Source organism: Arthrobacter sp. Y3225209 (assembly GCF_059090685.1).
Genome location: NZ_JBNHFW010000001.1, coordinates 204,404 through 220,893, shown reverse-complemented (window position 1 = coordinate 220,893; position 16,490 = coordinate 204,404). Strand labels below are relative to the sequence as shown.

Genomic DNA, 16,490 nt, shown 5'->3' with positions numbered 1-16,490 from the left:
CCACGGGTCCTGCTGAGATGGCAGCCACCAGGCATAACGGTCCGGACCTCACCGGACTCAGCGTGGTGCTTCCGCGTACCCCGGACCGGGCCTCGGCCATGGTCCGGGAACTGGAGGACTGCGGTGCAGCGGTAGCGCTGATGCCGCTGATCGACTTCCAGTTCCCCGCGGACACGGCGGCACTGGACGGAGCACTGAACGCGCTCAGGGCAGGCCGGTTCGCCTGGGTGGTGTTCACCTCCGTGACAACCGTCCGGGCCGTCACGCACCGGTGCGCTGCCCTGGGGATCCGCCCCGGATCCGTGGTTCCGGCGGATACCCGGATCGCGGCGGTGGGTGCGGGCACCCGGCATGCCTTGGAGGAGGCAGGATTCGACGTCGATTTTATGCCCGACTCGGACCAGTCTGCCCGCGGACTGGCTGCGTCCTGGCCGGACCCCTCCGGCTCGGACCCCGAAGGGGGAGACCTGCGGGTCCTGCTGCCCCAGGCGGACATTGCCGACCCTTCGCTGCATGACGCGCTGACCGCCCTGGGCTGGGAGGTGCGTGCCGTCACCGCTTACTGCACCGTTGATTTCCCGGCCCCGGGAATGCGCTTCACCCCGGAGGTTCCCGCTGACGGACTGTTGGACGCTTCGGCGTTCCGCGCCCTGGCGCCTGCCGGGCCCCGCGCCGTCGTCCTGACCTCCCCGAGCATTGCCCTGCGTTTCGCGACGCGGTGTTCCCCGGTACCTGCGGGCACACTGCTGGTGGCGATCGGAGACAGCACAGCCGCGCAGATGCGCGGGCTTCACCTGCCGCTGCATGCCGTGGCGGAACACCCGACCCCCAAGGGAATAGCGCAGGCACTGTCCGTTGCTATGTCAACGGGCTCCAAAAACTAGCTCCACCAATACCGGAAGGCAGACTTACCTCTATGAGCTTCCCCCAGCACCGTCCCCGCCGGCTGCGCACCACACCCGCCATGCGCCGCCTGACCGCCGAATACCGGCTCGATCCGGCCGAGCTGATCCTGCCCGCCTTTGTCCGCGAGGGGATTACCGAACCCAATCCGCTGACCTCCATGCCCGGCGTTGTCCAGCACACCATGGACTCCCTGAAGAAGGCCGCCGCGGAAGCAGTGGAACTCGGGGTGGGCGGCATCATGCTCTTTGGCATCCCCGCTGAACGCGACGCCGTGGGCAGCGCCGGCACGGACCCCAACGGCATCCTCAACCGCGGCATCGCGGCGGTGCGCGAAGAAGTGGGCGACGAGCTGGTGATTATGAGCGATGTCTGCCTGGATGAATTCACCGACCACGGACACTGCGGGGTGCTGGATGACAACGGCGTGGTGGATAACGACACCACGTTGGAAATCTACGGCCGGATGGCTGTGGAGCAGGCCCGCGCCGGCGCCCACGTCCTGGGCCCGTCGGGCATGATGGACGGCCAGATAGCCGTTATCCGCCAGGCTCTGGACGAGGCCGGCTACCAGGACGTTTCCCTCTTCGCCTACGCCGCCAAGTACGCCTCGGCGTTCTACGGACCGTTCCGTGAGGCGGTGGACTCCCAGCTCAAGGGCGACCGCCGGACCTACCAGATGGAAGCTGCCAACCGCCGTGAGGCGCTCCTGGAAGTGGAGCTGGACCTCGAAGAAGGCGCCGACATGGTGATGGTCAAGCCGGCCATGAGCTACCTGGACGTGCTGGCCGACGTGGCCGCGATGTCACCGGTGCCGGTGGGCGCTTACCAGATTTCAGGCGAGTACGCGATGATTGAAGCTGCCGCCGCCAACGGCTGGATTGACCGCCGCCGGGCCATCGAAGAGTCGGTGCTGGGCATCAAGCGGGCCGGCGCGAACATGATTCTCACCTACTGGGCCGCCGAGCTGGCAGCCTGGCTGAAGGAAAGCAAGTAATGTCCTCACCTGTAACACCGTCCTCCAATGACGAGCTTTTCGACCGTGCCCGGGCCCTGATGCCCGGCGGCGTGAACTCCCCGGTCCGGGCCTTCGGCTCGGTGGGCGGCACGCCGAAGTTCATGGTCTCCGCCAAGGGGCCGTATATCACCGACTCCGAGGGCCGCGACTACGTGGACCTCGTCTGCTCGTGGGGTCCGGCGCTGGTGGGCCACTCGCACCCGGACGTACTGGCCGCCGTGCACGCGGCCGTCGACAACGGGCTCTCCTTCGGCGCTTCCACCCCCGCCGAGGCAGAGCTGGCGCAGCTGGTCATGGACCGCGTGCCGGCTGTGAAGCGCCTGCGCATGGTTTCCACCGGCACCGAAGCCACCATGACCGCCATCCGGCTGGCCCGTGGCTACACCGGCCGGAACCTGGTCATTAAATTCGCCGGCTGCTACCACGGACACCTGGACGGCCTGCTGGCCTCCGCCGGCTCCGGCCTGGCCACGCTGGCCCTGCCCGGCTCCGCCGGCGTCACGGCAGCCACCGCTGCCGAGACCCTGGTGCTGCCGTACAACGATGTTGCCGCCGTGGAAAAGGCCTTTGCCGAGCACGGCTCCGACATCGCCGCGGTCATTACCGAGGCTGCCCCCGCCAACATGGGCGTGGTGACCCCGGACGAGGGCTTCAACGCCGCACTGTCCCGCATCACCGCCTCGCACGGTGCCCTGCTGATCCTGGACGAGGTCCTCACCGGCTTCCGCACCGGCCCGGCCGGCTACTGGGGCCTCACCGGCGGCGCAGCCGACGCGGCGGAGCGCTGGACGCCGGACCTGTTCACCTTCGGCAAGGTCATCGGCGGCGGCATGCCCGTGGCGGCCCTGGGCGGCCGCGCCGACGTAATGGACTATCTGGCCCCGCTGGGACCGGTCTACCAGGCCGGAACCCTCTCCGGTAACCCGATCGCCATGGCCGCCGGCGTGGCCACGCTGAAGGCAGCCACCGCCGAGGTTTACGCCACGGTGGACGCCCGCAGCGCGGAGCTCTCCGCCGCAGTATCCGCCGAACTGGACAAGGCCGGCGTGGACCACAGCATCCAGCGCGCAGGCAGCCTGTTCAGTGTCGCCTTCGGCACCTCCGCCACCGGCGTGCACAACTACGAGCAGGCCCAGGCGCAGGAAGCGTTCCGGTACCGGCCGTTCTTCCACTCCATGCTGGACTCCGGGGTGTACCTGCCGCCGTCCGTCTTCGAGGCATGGTTCCTTTCCGGTGCCCACGACGACGCCGCGATGGACCGCATCTACGCGGCGCTGCCGGCAGCCGCCAAGGCGGCCGCTCAGGCGCAGCCCTGATCCCGGGATCCTGACGATAAAAAACCCCGCACCTGGCAGGTGCGGGGTTTTTTATTGTGCCTGTGGGCTAGAACGCAGCGGTCACGTCGCCGTTCGGCCAGGTTTCTTCAATGAAGGCCTTGGTCTCGGGGGAGTGCAGCAGCTCTTCGAGCTTGTCGATCCGGGCATCCTTGCTGCCGGCCTTCCAGACCAGGAAGTTCGCGTAGGGGTTCTCCTCCACGGACTCCACCAGCAGGGCGTCATCGGTGCTCAGCCCGGCCTCGAGGATGTAATTGCCGTTGATGATAGCCAGGTCCACCGTGGGATCACTGAGATCGTTGACCAGCAGTTCGGGCTGGTTTTCCTGGAAGTCCAGGTTCTTCGGGTTCTGCTCGTCGGTGAGGGTGAGCACGGAGGAATCCTCGGCAATGTCTTCGACGAGGCCTGCATCTTCGAGCATCTTCAGGGCACGGGCCTGATTGGAGGGATCGTTGGTGACCATGACGCGGGCACCGTCTTCAATGCTGGAGACGTCCTTGTGCTTCTCCGAGAAGGCGGCGTACGGCTCCACATGGATGCCGGCACCGTGCTCGAAGTCGTAGCCCTGGCTTTCCATCTGGGATTCCAGGTACGGCAGGTGCTGGTAGTAATTGACGTCGCTGTCGCCGTCATTCAGGGAGATGTTCGGCGTGATGTAATCGTCGAATTCCTGGATCTCCAGTTCCAGCCCGGCCTCTTCGGCGAGGTTGTCACGGACAAATTCCAGGATCCGGGCGTGCGGCGTCGGGCTGGCGCCCACGGTCAGGGTTACCGGATTGGCGGGGTCAAGGCTCTCCACGGCGCTGGGGGCGGAATCGGATCCACCACAAGCCGTCAACGCCAGAGCCGTGGCCACACCGGTGGCAACGAGGGTTAGTGCTTTACGCATCGAGTGCGTTCCTTTCGCGAAACCCGTGACGGAACTCCGCCCGCGGGTGGGGTGCAGCTAGCGGCTACTGGCTGCAGATCCGGGAATCAGTCCGGACGCTGCCCGGACTGTGCGGAAAACTGAGGGAATCAGACTGCGGCACCGTCCCGTTCGCGGTCCGCTCCGCCGGCAGGGCGCACGGCTGCTTCGGCGTCGGTACCCGGGACAGCGGCGGCCGGACGGCGGCGCCTGCTGCTGCCCGAGGCTGAACGGTGGTCCACCCGGCGGGAGAACCAGTCGCCCACCAGCTGGATGATCTGTACCAGCGCCACAATGACGACAATGGTCACGAGCATTACCTGCGTGTCGAAACGCTGGACGCCGTAGTTGTAGGCCAGCCGGCCCAGGCCGCCGCCGCCGATGATGCCGGCCATGGCCGAGTATCCGACCAGGGTCACCATGGTGGTGGTCAGGGCAGCCACCAGGCCGGGCATGGCCTCGCGCAGCAGGACCTTGGAGACCACCTGCATCTTGGTGGAGCCCATTACCAGGGCGGCATCGATCTTGCCGCCGGAGACATCACGCAGGGCGTTTTCCACCAGGCGGGCGAAGAACGGAATGGTGGCGATGCTCAGCGACACGGACGCGGCCACCGGGCCGATGGAGGTTCCGGTAACCAGCCGGGCCAGCGGGATGAGGGTGACGGCCAGGATCGCGAACGGCACCGACCGGGTGATGTTCACGATGATGTCGCTGACAATCCGGTTCGTGATGCGCAGCGGCCGCAGCCCGCCCGGTGCGCTGGTGTGCAGGAACACGCCCAGCGGCAGGCCGATCAGCAGCGTAAAGAAGCCGGAGATGCCAACCATCTGCAGGGTTTCAACCACTGCTTCGGGCAGTGCCTTGGTAATACCGGGATTGTCGAAAAGCTCGTTCAGGAAGTTCATGCGGCCACCTCCACGGTGACGCCCTGCAGGGCGAGGTATTCATGGACGGCGGTCATGTCGGTGTGCGTGTCCAGCTGGATGCGCAGCCGCCCAAAGCGGGTACCGGCCAGCAGCTCAACGCTGCCTGCCAGGACGTTGACGTCCGTGTCGAAGCGGCGGGTCAGCGCCGAGAGCACCGGGTCCGACGTGGTCTGGCCGGTAAACAGCAGTTCCAGCACCGGTCCGCCCGGGGACGGGGGAGTGGCCGGCAGGGGAATGAGCTGCTTGGCGAGCCGGCCGCGCAGATCCGAGGCAACCTCGCGCAGCGGTCCGTGCTCCACGACGCGGCCCGCCTCCAGCAGGGAGACTGAATCGCAGATGCGCTTCACCACGTTCATTTCATGGGTAATGATCAGCACCGTCAGGTCCAGCCGGCGGGTCAGGTCCGAAATCAGGTCCAGGATGTCATCGGTGGTTGCCGGGTCCAGAGCGGACGTGGGCTCATCACAGAGCAGGACATCGGGATCCGAGGCCAGTGCCCGGGCAATGCCGACGCGCTGCTTCTGGCCGCCGGAGAGCTGGGCGGGATAGGCGCCGGCAAAACCTTCCAGTCCCACCAGGCCCAGCAGTTCCCGCACCTTGGCGTCGATGACGCTCTTTTTGGTTCCCACCAGTTCCAGGGGATGGGCGATATTGGCTGCCGCAGTCCTGGAATCCATGAGGTTCGCGTGCTGGAACACCATGCCGATGCGGCGTCGGGCCGCGCGGATCTCAGAGTCCTTTACGGCGGTCAGCTCGCGTCCGTCGATGGTGACGGAGCCCGACGTCGGCCGGTCCAGCAGGGTCAGGCAGCGCACCAGCGTGGATTTACCGGCACCTGAATGCCCGATGATGCCGTGGATGGAGCCTTTCGGCACGCTGAGGCTGACACCGTCAAGGGCGGTGACATCGCGCTCACCCTGCCGGTAGACCTTGCGGAGGTCGGTAACTGTGATCATTGGTCCTCGTCATGTGCGTAAGCGGCCGGACAGGGGCGTGCCTGGAGAGGGCACTCAGGGGTGCCTTGGCCAAGGGCCGGCCGTGCGGAGGGTGCCCGCCAATCTCGTGGCGCGGGGCGGGATGCGCGCGCATGGTGCGCGGGTACGCCCGGGCGCCATCAGCGCCTGACACAACTACCAGTATCGCATGGCGCCAACAGGCGTCCTGCCAAGGTGACGGCCTGTGACGACGGGCCAAAGACAGGTCAGGCCGGGGCCGGCACCGCCAGCGGATCAAGGTCCGGTGCCTGGCGCAGGGGCCAGGCACCGTCGATCACGGCCTCCGGATCCCGGCGCCGGAGGTATTCCTGGAAGCTGGCAGCCTGGCCGGCGGCCCATCCGATTTGGGACTGGTGCAATTGTGCGGCTTCGCACTGCAGTTCCGGGTACTTCGCTGCCATGACCGCTGCCACGGACAGCGTGGCGGCAACGTCCGCAGCCGACGTGTGGGCATTCTCAAAACCGACACCGTAGTGTTCCGCCATGGCCGTGAGGGTGCGCTTGCCGCGGCGGAACCGATCCACCTGCTTGTCCAGGATGTACGGATCAATCACCGGGAACGGGGTCGGGGCGGTGAGGCCGAAGCGCTCGCATTCCCGTGCCAGGACCGTGAAGTCATAGCAGGCGTTGAACGCCATCACCGGGATCCCGGCGGCGAAGAAGCCGCCCAGCACTTCGGCGACTTCCGCGGTCACGGATGCCGGCGATCCGCCCTCTGCACGGGCACGCTCGGTGGTGATGCCGTGAATGGCGGCCGCTTCCGCGGGAATGGGTATTTCCGGATTGGCCAGCCACTCATGGTGCTGCAGCGTGTCACCCCTGCCGTTGACCAGAATGATGGACGCGGTGACTATCCGCGCGGTCTGCGGGTCCCGGCCCGTGGTCTCCAAATCGAAGGCGGCCCGGGGGAGTTCATGCCAGCTGTTCATGCATCAAACGTACCGGCGGGCACCGACAATCCCGGAATTGGCGGGGTGTGCCGCGGCCTCGGTACCCTACTGGATATGCAGGCGGAGTATGCGGATGCGGTGCTGTCAGTAGCGGATCTCATTCCGCCCGGCCAGGTGCTGTCCTACGGCGACATAGCCGAACTGCTCGGAACAGGCGGCCCCCGCCAGGTCGGTGCGGTGATGTCCGCCCGCGGATCGGAGGTCTGCTGGTGGCGGGTGCTGCGTGCCTCCGGTCAGCCGCCCCGGTGCCACGGCGGGCAGGCATGGGAACACTACCGGCGGGAGGGCACCCCTGTTCGGGGAACGGCCGACGACGGCGGCAACGGTTACCGGGTGCTGATCGGTACGGCGCGCTGGCAGCCGACGGAGGAGCAGTGGTGGTTCCTTGATGATCTCCGGAACCGGCTTCGCCAGGCTGCGGATCCCGTACCCGGCGCCGCACCACACGCGGGTTCGGCGGATAACAGGAATGTCAGTGGGTCATGATGAAGTGGAGCCATGAGCGTTAAACTCCAACTCGTTTCACCGGCTGCTGCTGCAGCCGGTGCCCCGCAGCTCAGTGCTGACCAGCAGGCCGTGGTGGACCTTCCCGCCGGAAGCGGTCCGGTGCTGGTGCTCGGGGCACCTGGAACGGGTAAATCCACCGTCCTGGTGGAAGCCGCCGTCGCCCGCATTGAACGGGACGGGCTGGATCCCGCGAACCTGCTGATGCTCGCTCCGACCCGGCTTGCCGCGGCGGGGCTGCGCGATGCACTGTCCGCACGGCTGCAGGGAACACTAAGCACCGCTCCGGCGCGGACCTGGGCGTCTTACGCCTTCGACCTGATCCGCCGCGCCAAGACCGAAGGAAGGCTCCCGTACCTCACCCGTGCGCCGAAACTGCTCTCCGGTGCCGAACAGGACGTGATCATCAAGGAACTGCTGGCCGGACACGGGCAGCATGGCGTCCCGCAGCTGCCGTGGCCCGAGAGCCTGGACCTTGCTTTGGGTACCCGCGGGTTCCGGCAGGAAATCCGTCAGCTTTTCGACCGGGTCATCGAATACGGCATTTCCGCCCAGGAGCTGCGGGAACTCGGACAACGGTACGGCCGCCCCGACTGGGTGGCGGCGGGAGACCTCTATGCCGAGTACCGCGATGTCCTGGACCTGCGGATGCCGGAGTCCTTCGACCCGGCGGGCATCATTACCTCCGCGCTAAACATCCTGCGCTCGGATCCGGAGTTCCTGGCCGCCGAGCAGGACCGCCAGCAACTGGTGCTGGTGGATGACCTGCAGGAAGCCAACCCCGCCATCCACAGCCTCTTCGCACTTCTGGCCGGCACGGGGGATTCCGTGGCCACGGCGTGCCCGGACACTGTGGTCCAGGGCTTCCGCGGTGCCCGCCCGGACCTGGTGGGCAAGCTGGGCAACCGTTTCCCCGGCGGTATTCAAACGCACGTCCTCACTACTTCGCACCGGCTGACCGGTGAACTGGCCGGGGCCTGGACCCGGACCGCCGCACGCATATCCGTGGTGGGGTCACTGCCGTCCTACCGCACTGCGGTTGCCGATGCCCGGTTCCCGTTCCACAAGGCAGCCGCAGGCCCTGCGGCTGCCGGCGCCGCGGACCTGCCCGAAGCTGCGGATCCGGCCCGAACTCCGGATTTGCCCGATTCCGGGGACGAAGCACCCGCTCCCGCCCCGGTCCCCGCCGCCGAAGCCCACGTCGTGGATTCGCCCATGCATGAGCAACGCTATGTTGCCCAGCGGATCCTCGAAGCCCAGCTGCTGCGCGGGCGCTCGCTGGAGGACATGGCAGTGATCGTCCGGACCGGTGCGCAGCTGGCCGCACTGCAGCGTTATCTCTCGGGCCAGGGAATTGAGGTCAAGGTTCCGGTCGCCGAAAAGGCGGTCCGCGACGAAGCCGCCGTCCGTCCGCTGCTGGACGCCTTCGCCGTCGTCCTCGATCCGGACCTGCTGACGCCGGAACTTGCTGTTTCACTGCTGACCTCCCGCATCGGCGGTGCCAGCACCCTGGAACTGCGCCGGCTGCGGCAGGCGCTGCGGCGCGAGGAACTCAGCGGTGGCGGCGGGCGCACCAGCGACGTGCTCCTGGTGGAATCGCTGCTGGACCCGGAATCGTCGTCAGGGCTGGCGCTTGCCGGCCTGCAATGGGACGCCCGAACCGCGGCCCGGCGCATCGCCGGAATGCTCACCGCCGGACGGAAGGCAGCAGCAGAACCCGGGGCCACCGCGGAAACAGTTCTCTGGGCGCTCTGGTCAGCATCGGGCTGGTCCAAAAAATGGGCCGAGACGGCACTGGCGGGCGGTCCCGCCGCGTCCCGTGCGGACCGGGACCTGGACGCCATCATGGCCCTGTTCCAGACTGCTGAACGCTACGTCGACCAGCTGCCGGGCTCCACTCCTGCACAGTTCCTGGATTACCTCACGAGCTCGGAGCTGCCGATGGACACGCTGGCTGCCCGGGCCCAGCGCCGGGAAGCGGTGGAACTGCTTACTCCCGCCAGCGCGGCAGGACGTGAGTGGCCAATGGTCATAGTGGCCGGGATCCAGCAGGATGTTTGGCCCAACCTGCGGCTGCGCGGGGAACTGCTGGGCAGCGGGGAACTGGTGGCGGCGGTGGAGCACGGAGACAGCTTCCGGGCCCACCGCGACCCGCTGACCCTGATGCAGTCCATCCGCTTTGATGAGCTGCGCAGTTTTTCCACTGCCATCTCGCGGGCAACAGAGGTACTGATCTGTACCGCGGTGTCCTCCGAGGACGAACAGCCTTCGCAGTTCCTGGACCTGGTGGCGCCGCTGGAACCGGGCGCCGAGAAACGCGCACGCACCGAGGTACTGCGGCCCAGCACGCTGCGCTCGCTGGTGGCGGAACTGCGCAGGTACGCCCAGCAGCCCGACGCCGACCGGGGTGCGGCGGATGAAGCGGTGTACCGGCTGGGCACCATGCTCAATCACCAGGTCTCCGTTCCGGGCGCGCACCCTGATTCGTGGTGGGGCCTGGCGTCGCAGTCCACGGACGAGCCGATCCTCCCGCCGGATGCCCCGATCCCCGTGTCCCCTTCCAAGGTCGATGCCGTCCTGAAGTCGCCGCTGAGCTGGTTCGTTTCCGCAGCGGGTGGTGAGCAGGCGACGGATTTTGCCCGCTCACTGGGGACGCTGGTGCACGCCATTGCCCAGGACATGCCCGACGCCGCAGGCAGCGAATACGTAGCCGAGCTGCAGAAGCGCTGGCCGTCGCTGGGCATGAAGGAGAACTGGGAAGGCCAGATGGACTTCCACCGGGCCGAGACAATGGTCCGCAAGCTCGCCGAATACGTGATCAGCATGCGCCGCAGCGGACGGTCCCTGGCCGGCGTGGAACAGGACTTCGAGGTGGAGCTGCCGGTGGAGATCAACGGTGCCGAACGTACGGCCCTGCTCCGCGGCCAGATCGACCGGTTGGAGAAAGACGCTGACGGACGGCTGTTCATTGTGGACCTGAAAACGGGCAAGTCTGCGCCGAAAAAGGATGACCTTGCGGGCCATCCGCAGCTGGCGGCCTATCAGGAGGCTATCCGTGAGGGTGCCTTCCCGGAGGCATCACAGGCCCCCGGCGGTGCGGCGCTGGTGCAGCTGGGTACCACCAACAAGGGCGTTTCCGTCCAGGAGCAGCCACCGCTGGATCCGGAGGATACCTCGGCACGTGACATGGTCCGGGAGGCCGCCCGGCTGATGTCGGCAGCGTTCTTCGAAACGGTTCACGATCCCGGCCGCAGCGGGTTCGGCGGCAACGGCTGCCGGCTGCCGGAAATCTGTCCATTGTGTGCTGAAGGAAAGCAGGTCACTGAATGAGTGCCGTCACTGACGAGGGCTCCAGCGGAGCGCCGGAGGCTGCACAGGCGCCGAAGTACAGCGCCCGCGAGCTTGCCGAACTGCTGCACACCGATCCCCATTCCCCGGTGCAGTACCCCACACCGGACCAGATCGGCATTATCGAAGGTCCGCTGGAGCCCCTGCTGGTGATCGCCGGCGCCGGGTCCGGGAAAACCAAAACCATGGCCGACAGGGTGGTCTGGCTCGTGGCCAACGGGCTGGTCCGGCCGGAACAGATTCTGGGCGTGACCTTCACCCGGAAAGCGGCGGGCGAACTCGCCAGCAGGATCAGGGGACGCCTGAACCTGCTGTACCGGCAGCTGGACGGGGCCGAGGGGCAGGCCGGAGACAACGGGGAACCAGGTTCCGGCGGTGACGAGCGCCTGGACCCCAGCGTTTCGACCTACCACTCCTACGCCAACGGAATCGTCAACGACTACGGTCTGCGGATCGGGGTGGAACGTGATTCGGTGATGCTCGGCGGTGCCCAGGCCTGGCAGCTGGCCAACGAAGTGGTGGAAGCCTACTCCGGCGAATACGACCATTTCACTGCCGCGAAATCCACCCTGGTCAATGCCGTCCTGCAAATGGCGGGGGAGTGCTCCGAGCATCTGCGCACACCAGCCGAGGTGCGGGCCGAGCTTCAGACGCACGCAGATGCGGTTTCTGCGCTGCCGTATCACTTCGGCAAACCCAAGGAGCCCACGCAGGCTGCCCGGAAGCTGCTCAACCGGCTGCGTACGCGCATCACGGTAACGGAACTGGTGGAAGCGTACCGGCGGGCCAAAGCCGAGCGCCGGCAGCTGGACTTCGGCGATCTGGTGGAGCTTGCTGCCAGGATTGCCGCCACCATTCCCGAAGCAGTGGAAATGGAACGTGCCAAATACAAGGTGGTCCTGCTGGACGAATTCCAGGACACTTCCCACGCGCAGATGGTGCTCTTCTCCAGCCTGTTCGGTGACGGCCGGGCCGTGACGGCCGTAGGCGACCCGCACCAGTCCATCTACGGTTTCCGTGGCGCCTCCGCCGGCCAGCTGGGGACGTTCCGCGAGAAGTTCCCGCTGATAGGCGAACACCGCAGGGACCTGGCGCCGCTCGCGAACCTGTCAGTGGCCTGGCGTAACTCCACATCCGTGCTGGCCGCCGCCAACACGGTTGCCGGGCAGCTCAACGATGCTGCCCCCTGGCTGAAACACCAGCGGCTCCCGAACGTGCCCGCACTCGAAGCCAAGCCGAACGCGCCGGTCGGCGAAGTCTATTTGGGGCGCTACCTGTGCGACGTATCGGTGGAACCGGGCAAGGGCAACCCGGAACGGATTCTCGGAGAAGCTGAAGCCGTGGCAGAGCAGGTGGCCTACCACCGGGAGCGGTTCTTCGAACGCGATGAGCGGAACCAGGGGGTCCGGCCGACCGTGGCTGTGCTGTGCCGCGGACGGAAGCAGTTCGAACCCATTCGGAAGGAACTGGAACTGCGCGGCATTCCCGTGCAGATCGTTGGACTCGGCGGACTGCTGTCAACACCGGAAGTCGTGGACCTCCTGGCTGTCCTGCGGGTGCTGGGCGATCCGGGGCGTTCGGACTCGATGCTGCGTATCCTGGCCGGGGCGCGCTGGCGTCTGGGCCCGGCAGATCTGATGGCGCTGGCTGATTGGTCCCGGCACCTGGTCCGGGTCCGGGAACGGGCAGTGCGGGTGGCCGATGCTGCGGAGATTCACGGTCCGGACGAAGCGCCGGACCTCGTGGTGGAGGCCGATCTCGTGGAGGCAGGGAGCCTTGTGGAAGCGGTGGATTCCCTGCCGCGGCCCGGCTGGGTTTCCAATGCGGGCCGGTCCCTTTCCGAAGAGGGCCTGCGCAGGCTGACAGTGCTGCGTGATGAACTGCGGGACCTGCGCGGGTTTGTGGGCGAGGACCTGACCACACTGATCGGGGAAGTGGAGCGGCGGATCCTGCTGGACATTGAAGTGGCGGCCAAACCCGGTGTCACGCTGCACGAATCCCGCCGCAACCTGGACGCCTTCATTGACGCTGCAGCCACGTTCAGCTCTGCTGCGGAACGGGTGGACCTGGCCGCGTTCCTGGCCTGGCTGGAAGCCGCCGACAGTGAGGAAAACGGCCTGCCCGTCACGCCGCTGGAACCCAGCCGCGAAGCGGTGCAGCTGCTCACCGTCCATGCCTCCAAGGGCTTGGAATGGGACATTGTGGTTGTCCCCGGCCTGAATGAAGCATCCTTCCCCAGCGATAAGGATTCACGCTGGAGCAGCGGCGACGCGGCCGTGCCCTGGACCCTTCGGGGGGACAGTCTGGACCTGCCGCAGTGGGAATGGGACCAAATTGACCAGAAGACCTGGCTGGAGAGCGAAAAGCTCTTCAGCGAAGATGCGAAGGGGCACGCAGAGCGGGAGGAACGCCGGCTTGCCTACGTGGCCTTCACGCGCGCCAAATCGGTGCTGATCTGCACTTCCTCCGCCTGGGGCGGCGGGCGCTCCAAACCGCTGGCACCATCCCGGTACCTAAGGGACCTCTATGACCTGGAGCAGGAGGGCGCAGCCGGTTACCGGCTCCTGCAATGGGTCAGTCCCGAGGAAGAAGGGACCGAGAACCCGGCGAACGCTGAAGCGGAACGGGCGCGCTGGCCGCTGGATCCGCTGGGAGCGCGCCGCCCGCGGATGGAAGCGGCGGCCCGGTCCGTCCTGGCTGCTGCGGAGCGGCAGGCCGCTGACCGTGCCTTGTCCCCGGACGGCGCGGATGTCCCGGTGCCGGACGGCCGCTGGGGGCGGGAAACGGAGCTGCTGCTGGCTCGGCACCGGCCGCCGAATGAAGTGGTGCAGGTGGAACTCCCCGCCCACATCTCGGCGTCCATGCTGGTGGACCTGAAGGATGATCCGGCTGAGGTGACCCGTCAGCTTCGGCGTCCGGTTCCCCGCCAGCCCGGTATGGCCGCCCGCAAGGGCACCGCTTTCCACGCCTGGGTGGAGGAGTTCTTCGGTAGCAGCGGCATGCTGGATATCGACGAGTACCCCGGGGCTGCCGACGCCTATGTGGATGAGGCGTACCAGCTCGAGGACATGATGGCGACCTTCGAGGCATCCGAATGGGCGCAGCGGACGCCCGCCTATATTGAGGTTCCGGTGGAAACCAAGGTGAACGCCGTGGTTGTCCGAGGGCGTATCGACGCAGTTTTCCAGGACGCCGACGGCACCTGGGACCTGATCGACTGGAAAACCGGTGCCCCGCCGTCGTCCTCGAAGCTGGACGTCCGCGCCGTGCAGCTGGCCGTGTACCGGCTTGCCTGGTCCCGGCTGAAGGGTGTGCCGTTGGAGAAGGTCCGCGCCGCGTTCTATTACGTGGCGGCGGACAAACTTATCCGGCCGTTCAACCTGGCCGGGGAAGCCGAGCTGGAGCGCATCATCGGTGAGGCACCGAAGACCCCGTCCGCCGGATTCTGACCCGGCGGACAGGGTGGCTGGGGCTTTCGCCTACGGGACTGCCCGCCGGAGGGTGGCGTAGGACGTCAGTGCAAGAAGCGCTCCCGCAGCAAGCACCCAGCCGGCGAGGGAGAGCGGTGTCAGTTCCATGATCCAGGCACCCACTGACGGCCAGGCGTCCTGCCAGGTGATCAGGGCGATGACTCCCAGCAGCACTGCCCCGACTCCGACCAGAGCCGCGGTCAGGCCGACGGTCCGCCACCGCTTGTAGATCGTCGAACTCCAGAAGCCCGCCAGGAACAACAGGATGGTGACTGCGAAGTAGAACAGGATCTGGGTGTACCAGGCGCCCTCCGCAATCCACGGGATGGCGAAGATGGCTCCGCCCATGCCCCACCCGTCGGTGGCCTGCTCGATCAGCCCCAGGATCCAGTACACAACTGCCAGTACTAGGGCCACGCCGGCGAACAGCCCCACGGTCCCCATGTAGAAGGAACGCCGGCTGGCACTCATGGCCTGGGAGAAAGGGAAGAGCAGTGTCATGGCCTGGATTCCGAGTGCAAAGAAATACCACATCACGGCCTGCCCGGAGCCTGAAATGACGGTGGTGGCGTCATCAGGGACCATGGCGAAGATGGCCAGGGAAATCAATGTTGAGGCCACGAGGATGATGAGCGGGGTCCACAGGTAGATCCACTTGTTGGTCAGCTGCATCCTCGCAACGGCTAGTGACTGGTTCATTTGAACGCCTCCAGGCTAGGTGCCCCGGTGCCGGGTTTCTCCAGGCCATCGGGTTGCAGGGATTTCCTGACAACGAGTTGCTGCAGGGACACGGGTGTCAGCTGCAGTCCGAGTTCGGCGGCTTCCCGGCGCTCGCCGTCGTCCATTCGGTGCTCCAGGGTCAGCGACACGAGCGAACCCAGGGATTCGCGGTGCAACACCGTCCGGCCGGAAGCGAAGGCCTCCACGACTTCCGCCGTTCCGGTCACGGTGATGGCACTGCCCCGGATGTTCTCGGCGTCATCGTCCAGGACTATCCGGCCGTCGTCGATCACGATGATGTGTTCCAGCAGATTGGCCACCTCATCGATCAGATGTGAGGAAAGCAGGATGGTGCGCGGGTGTTCGGCAAAGTCCTGAACCAGCCGGTCATAGAAGATCTGGCGGGCAACGGCGTCGAGGCCCAGATAGGGTTCGTCGAAAAACGTGATGTCTGCGCGCGAAGCCAGTCCGAGGATCACGCCGACGGCGGAGAGCTGGCCGCGGGAAAGTTTCTTGATCCGGCGCTTCAACGGGAGGTGAAAGTCTTCCGCGAGGGAGGCGGCGTATCCGGCGTCCCAATTGGGGTAGAACAGCCGGGCCGACGCGAAGGCATTCGCGGCCGTGAAGTCATCCGGATACTTCTGCGACTCGCGGACAAAGCACAGCCTGCGCAGCACCCGCTCATTTTCGAAGGGGTGTTCCCCAAAGACCCGCACCTCACCCGCGGACTCAAACCCCTGGGCGGTCAGGATCGACATCAGTGTGGTTTTACCCGCCCCGTTGCGGCCGAGCAGCCCGTAAATCCGGCCGCCGGAAATGCTCAGGTTCACATTGTCGAGCGCTAGCTGGTCCCGGTAGCGGCGTGTCAGGTTCCGGGTTTCTATCACGTTCTCGGTGCCGGCGGTCATGGCGCCATGCTCCCTTCGGTGTCGGCGGTGCTGCGGTGGATTAAGCCGGAGAGCTGCTCGTCATCGATCCCGAGCCTCCGGGCTTCGAGAGTCAGCGGACGGACATACTGCTGATAGAACTGCTCGCGGCGCTTCTTCAGGACGGCTTCCCGGGCGCCGGGGGCAACAAACATGCCGATGCCGCGGCGCTTGTAGAGGATGCCTTCATCGACCAGGAGGTTGATCCCCTTGGCTGCGGTTGCCGGGTTGATCCGGTAGAAGGCGGCGAACTCGTTGGTGGACGGCACTTGGCTTTCCTCTCTGAGGATTTCGTCAAGGATGTCGCCTTCGACGCGTTCTGCGATCTGCTGGAAGATCGGCCTGCTGTCATCAATCAAAGCGGCTCCTGCGCTGGGTACCCGGGATCGAACACGAATCCCGCCCGGGTGGTTAGGTGGTTCATTACTTGTGTAACTAACCATAGAACCATTGTCTGGTTGAGGCAAGACTCCTGCCCCACGGGTT

General features: G+C 66.4%; 12 protein-coding genes and 1 pseudogene. 6 read left to right on the top strand and 7 right to left on the bottom strand.

Features of this window, described 5'->3' with window-relative positions; translation table 11 throughout:
• Window positions 1–17 precede the first annotated feature (17 nt).
• From AC5RVB_RS00970 to hemL, 3 genes are read left to right on the top strand one after another with little or no spacing between them, the layout of a single operon-like run.
• Complete coding sequence (locus tag AC5RVB_RS00970) at window positions 18–884, top strand: uroporphyrinogen-III synthase (RefSeq protein ID WP_494141744.1); 867 nt, start codon at window positions 18–20, stop codon at window positions 882–884.
• A 32-nt stretch (window positions 885–916) separates the two neighbouring features.
• Complete coding sequence (gene hemB, locus AC5RVB_RS00965; protein WP_227903598.1) at window positions 917–1,900, top strand: porphobilinogen synthase; 984 nt, start codon at window positions 917–919, stop codon at window positions 1,898–1,900.
• Entirely contained in the window at window positions 1,900–3,237 is a 1,338-nt protein-coding gene (hemL, locus tag AC5RVB_RS00960) for a glutamate-1-semialdehyde 2,1-aminomutase (protein WP_227903595.1), read from the top strand. Before hemB ends, hemL begins: the two co-directional genes overlap by 1 nt.
• A gap of 67 nt (window positions 3,238–3,304) precedes the next feature.
• Here the strand turns inward: hemL and AC5RVB_RS00955 are convergent, their stop codons facing one another.
• The 4 genes and pseudogenes from AC5RVB_RS00955 to AC5RVB_RS00940 form a co-directional block, all read right to left on the bottom strand.
• Entirely contained in the window at window positions 3,305–4,144 is an 840-nt protein-coding gene (locus AC5RVB_RS00955; RefSeq protein WP_290244527.1) for a MetQ/NlpA family ABC transporter substrate-binding protein, read from the bottom strand.
• A 248-nt stretch (window positions 4,145–4,392) separates the two neighbouring features.
• Window positions 4,393–5,070 (bottom strand): annotated as a pseudogene (locus AC5RVB_RS00950) (methionine ABC transporter permease); the annotation flags it as partial.
• Entirely contained in the window at window positions 5,067–6,047 is a 981-nt protein-coding gene (locus AC5RVB_RS00945; RefSeq protein ID WP_227929558.1) for a methionine ABC transporter ATP-binding protein, read from the bottom strand. The gene AC5RVB_RS00945 and the pseudogene AC5RVB_RS00950, both read right to left, overlap by 4 nt.
• A 245-nt stretch (window positions 6,048–6,292) precedes the next feature.
• Entirely contained in the window at window positions 6,293–7,015 is a 723-nt protein-coding gene (locus AC5RVB_RS00940; protein ID WP_494141743.1) for a 3'-5' exonuclease, read from the bottom strand.
• A 75-nt stretch (window positions 7,016–7,090) separates the two neighbouring features.
• On the opposite strand from AC5RVB_RS00940, the gene AC5RVB_RS00935 reads away from it, so the two are divergent.
• The 3 genes from AC5RVB_RS00935 to AC5RVB_RS00925 are packed head-to-tail and all read left to right on the top strand — an operon-like array spanning window position 7,091 to window position 14,337.
• A complete protein-coding gene (locus AC5RVB_RS00935; protein ID WP_494141742.1) occupies window positions 7,091–7,522 on the top strand; it encodes an MGMT family protein in 432 nt (143 codons plus the stop codon).
• Window positions 7,523–7,534: 12 nt separating this feature from the next.
• Complete coding sequence (locus tag AC5RVB_RS00930; protein WP_494141741.1) at window positions 7,535–10,870, top strand: ATP-dependent helicase; 3,336 nt, start codon at window positions 7,535–7,537, stop codon at window positions 10,868–10,870.
• A complete protein-coding gene (locus AC5RVB_RS00925) occupies window positions 10,867–14,337 on the top strand; it encodes an ATP-dependent helicase (protein WP_494141740.1) in 3,471 nt (1,156 codons plus the stop codon). Before AC5RVB_RS00930 ends, AC5RVB_RS00925 begins: the two co-directional genes overlap by 4 nt.
• A gap of 30 nt (window positions 14,338–14,367) precedes the next feature.
• Here AC5RVB_RS00925 and AC5RVB_RS00920 read toward each other — a convergent pair whose 3' ends face one another.
• The 3 genes from AC5RVB_RS00920 to AC5RVB_RS00910 are packed head-to-tail and all read right to left on the bottom strand — an operon-like array spanning window position 14,368 to window position 16,363.
• Entirely contained in the window at window positions 14,368–15,057 is a 690-nt protein-coding gene (locus AC5RVB_RS00920; protein ID WP_227903577.1) for a hypothetical protein, read from the bottom strand.
• On the bottom strand, window positions 15,054–15,986 hold the full coding sequence (locus AC5RVB_RS00915; protein ID WP_227903572.1) for an ABC transporter ATP-binding protein: 933 nt from the start codon (window positions 15,984–15,986) through the stop codon (window positions 15,054–15,056). The genes AC5RVB_RS00920 and AC5RVB_RS00915 overlap by 4 nt, the downstream gene beginning before the upstream one ends.
• Window positions 15,983–16,363: a GntR family transcriptional regulator gene (locus AC5RVB_RS00910; protein ID WP_227903570.1), complete on the bottom strand. Its 381-nt coding sequence runs from the start codon at window positions 16,361–16,363 to the stop codon at window positions 15,983–15,985. The genes AC5RVB_RS00915 and AC5RVB_RS00910 overlap by 4 nt, the downstream gene beginning before the upstream one ends.
• Window positions 16,364–16,490 lie beyond the last annotated feature (127 nt).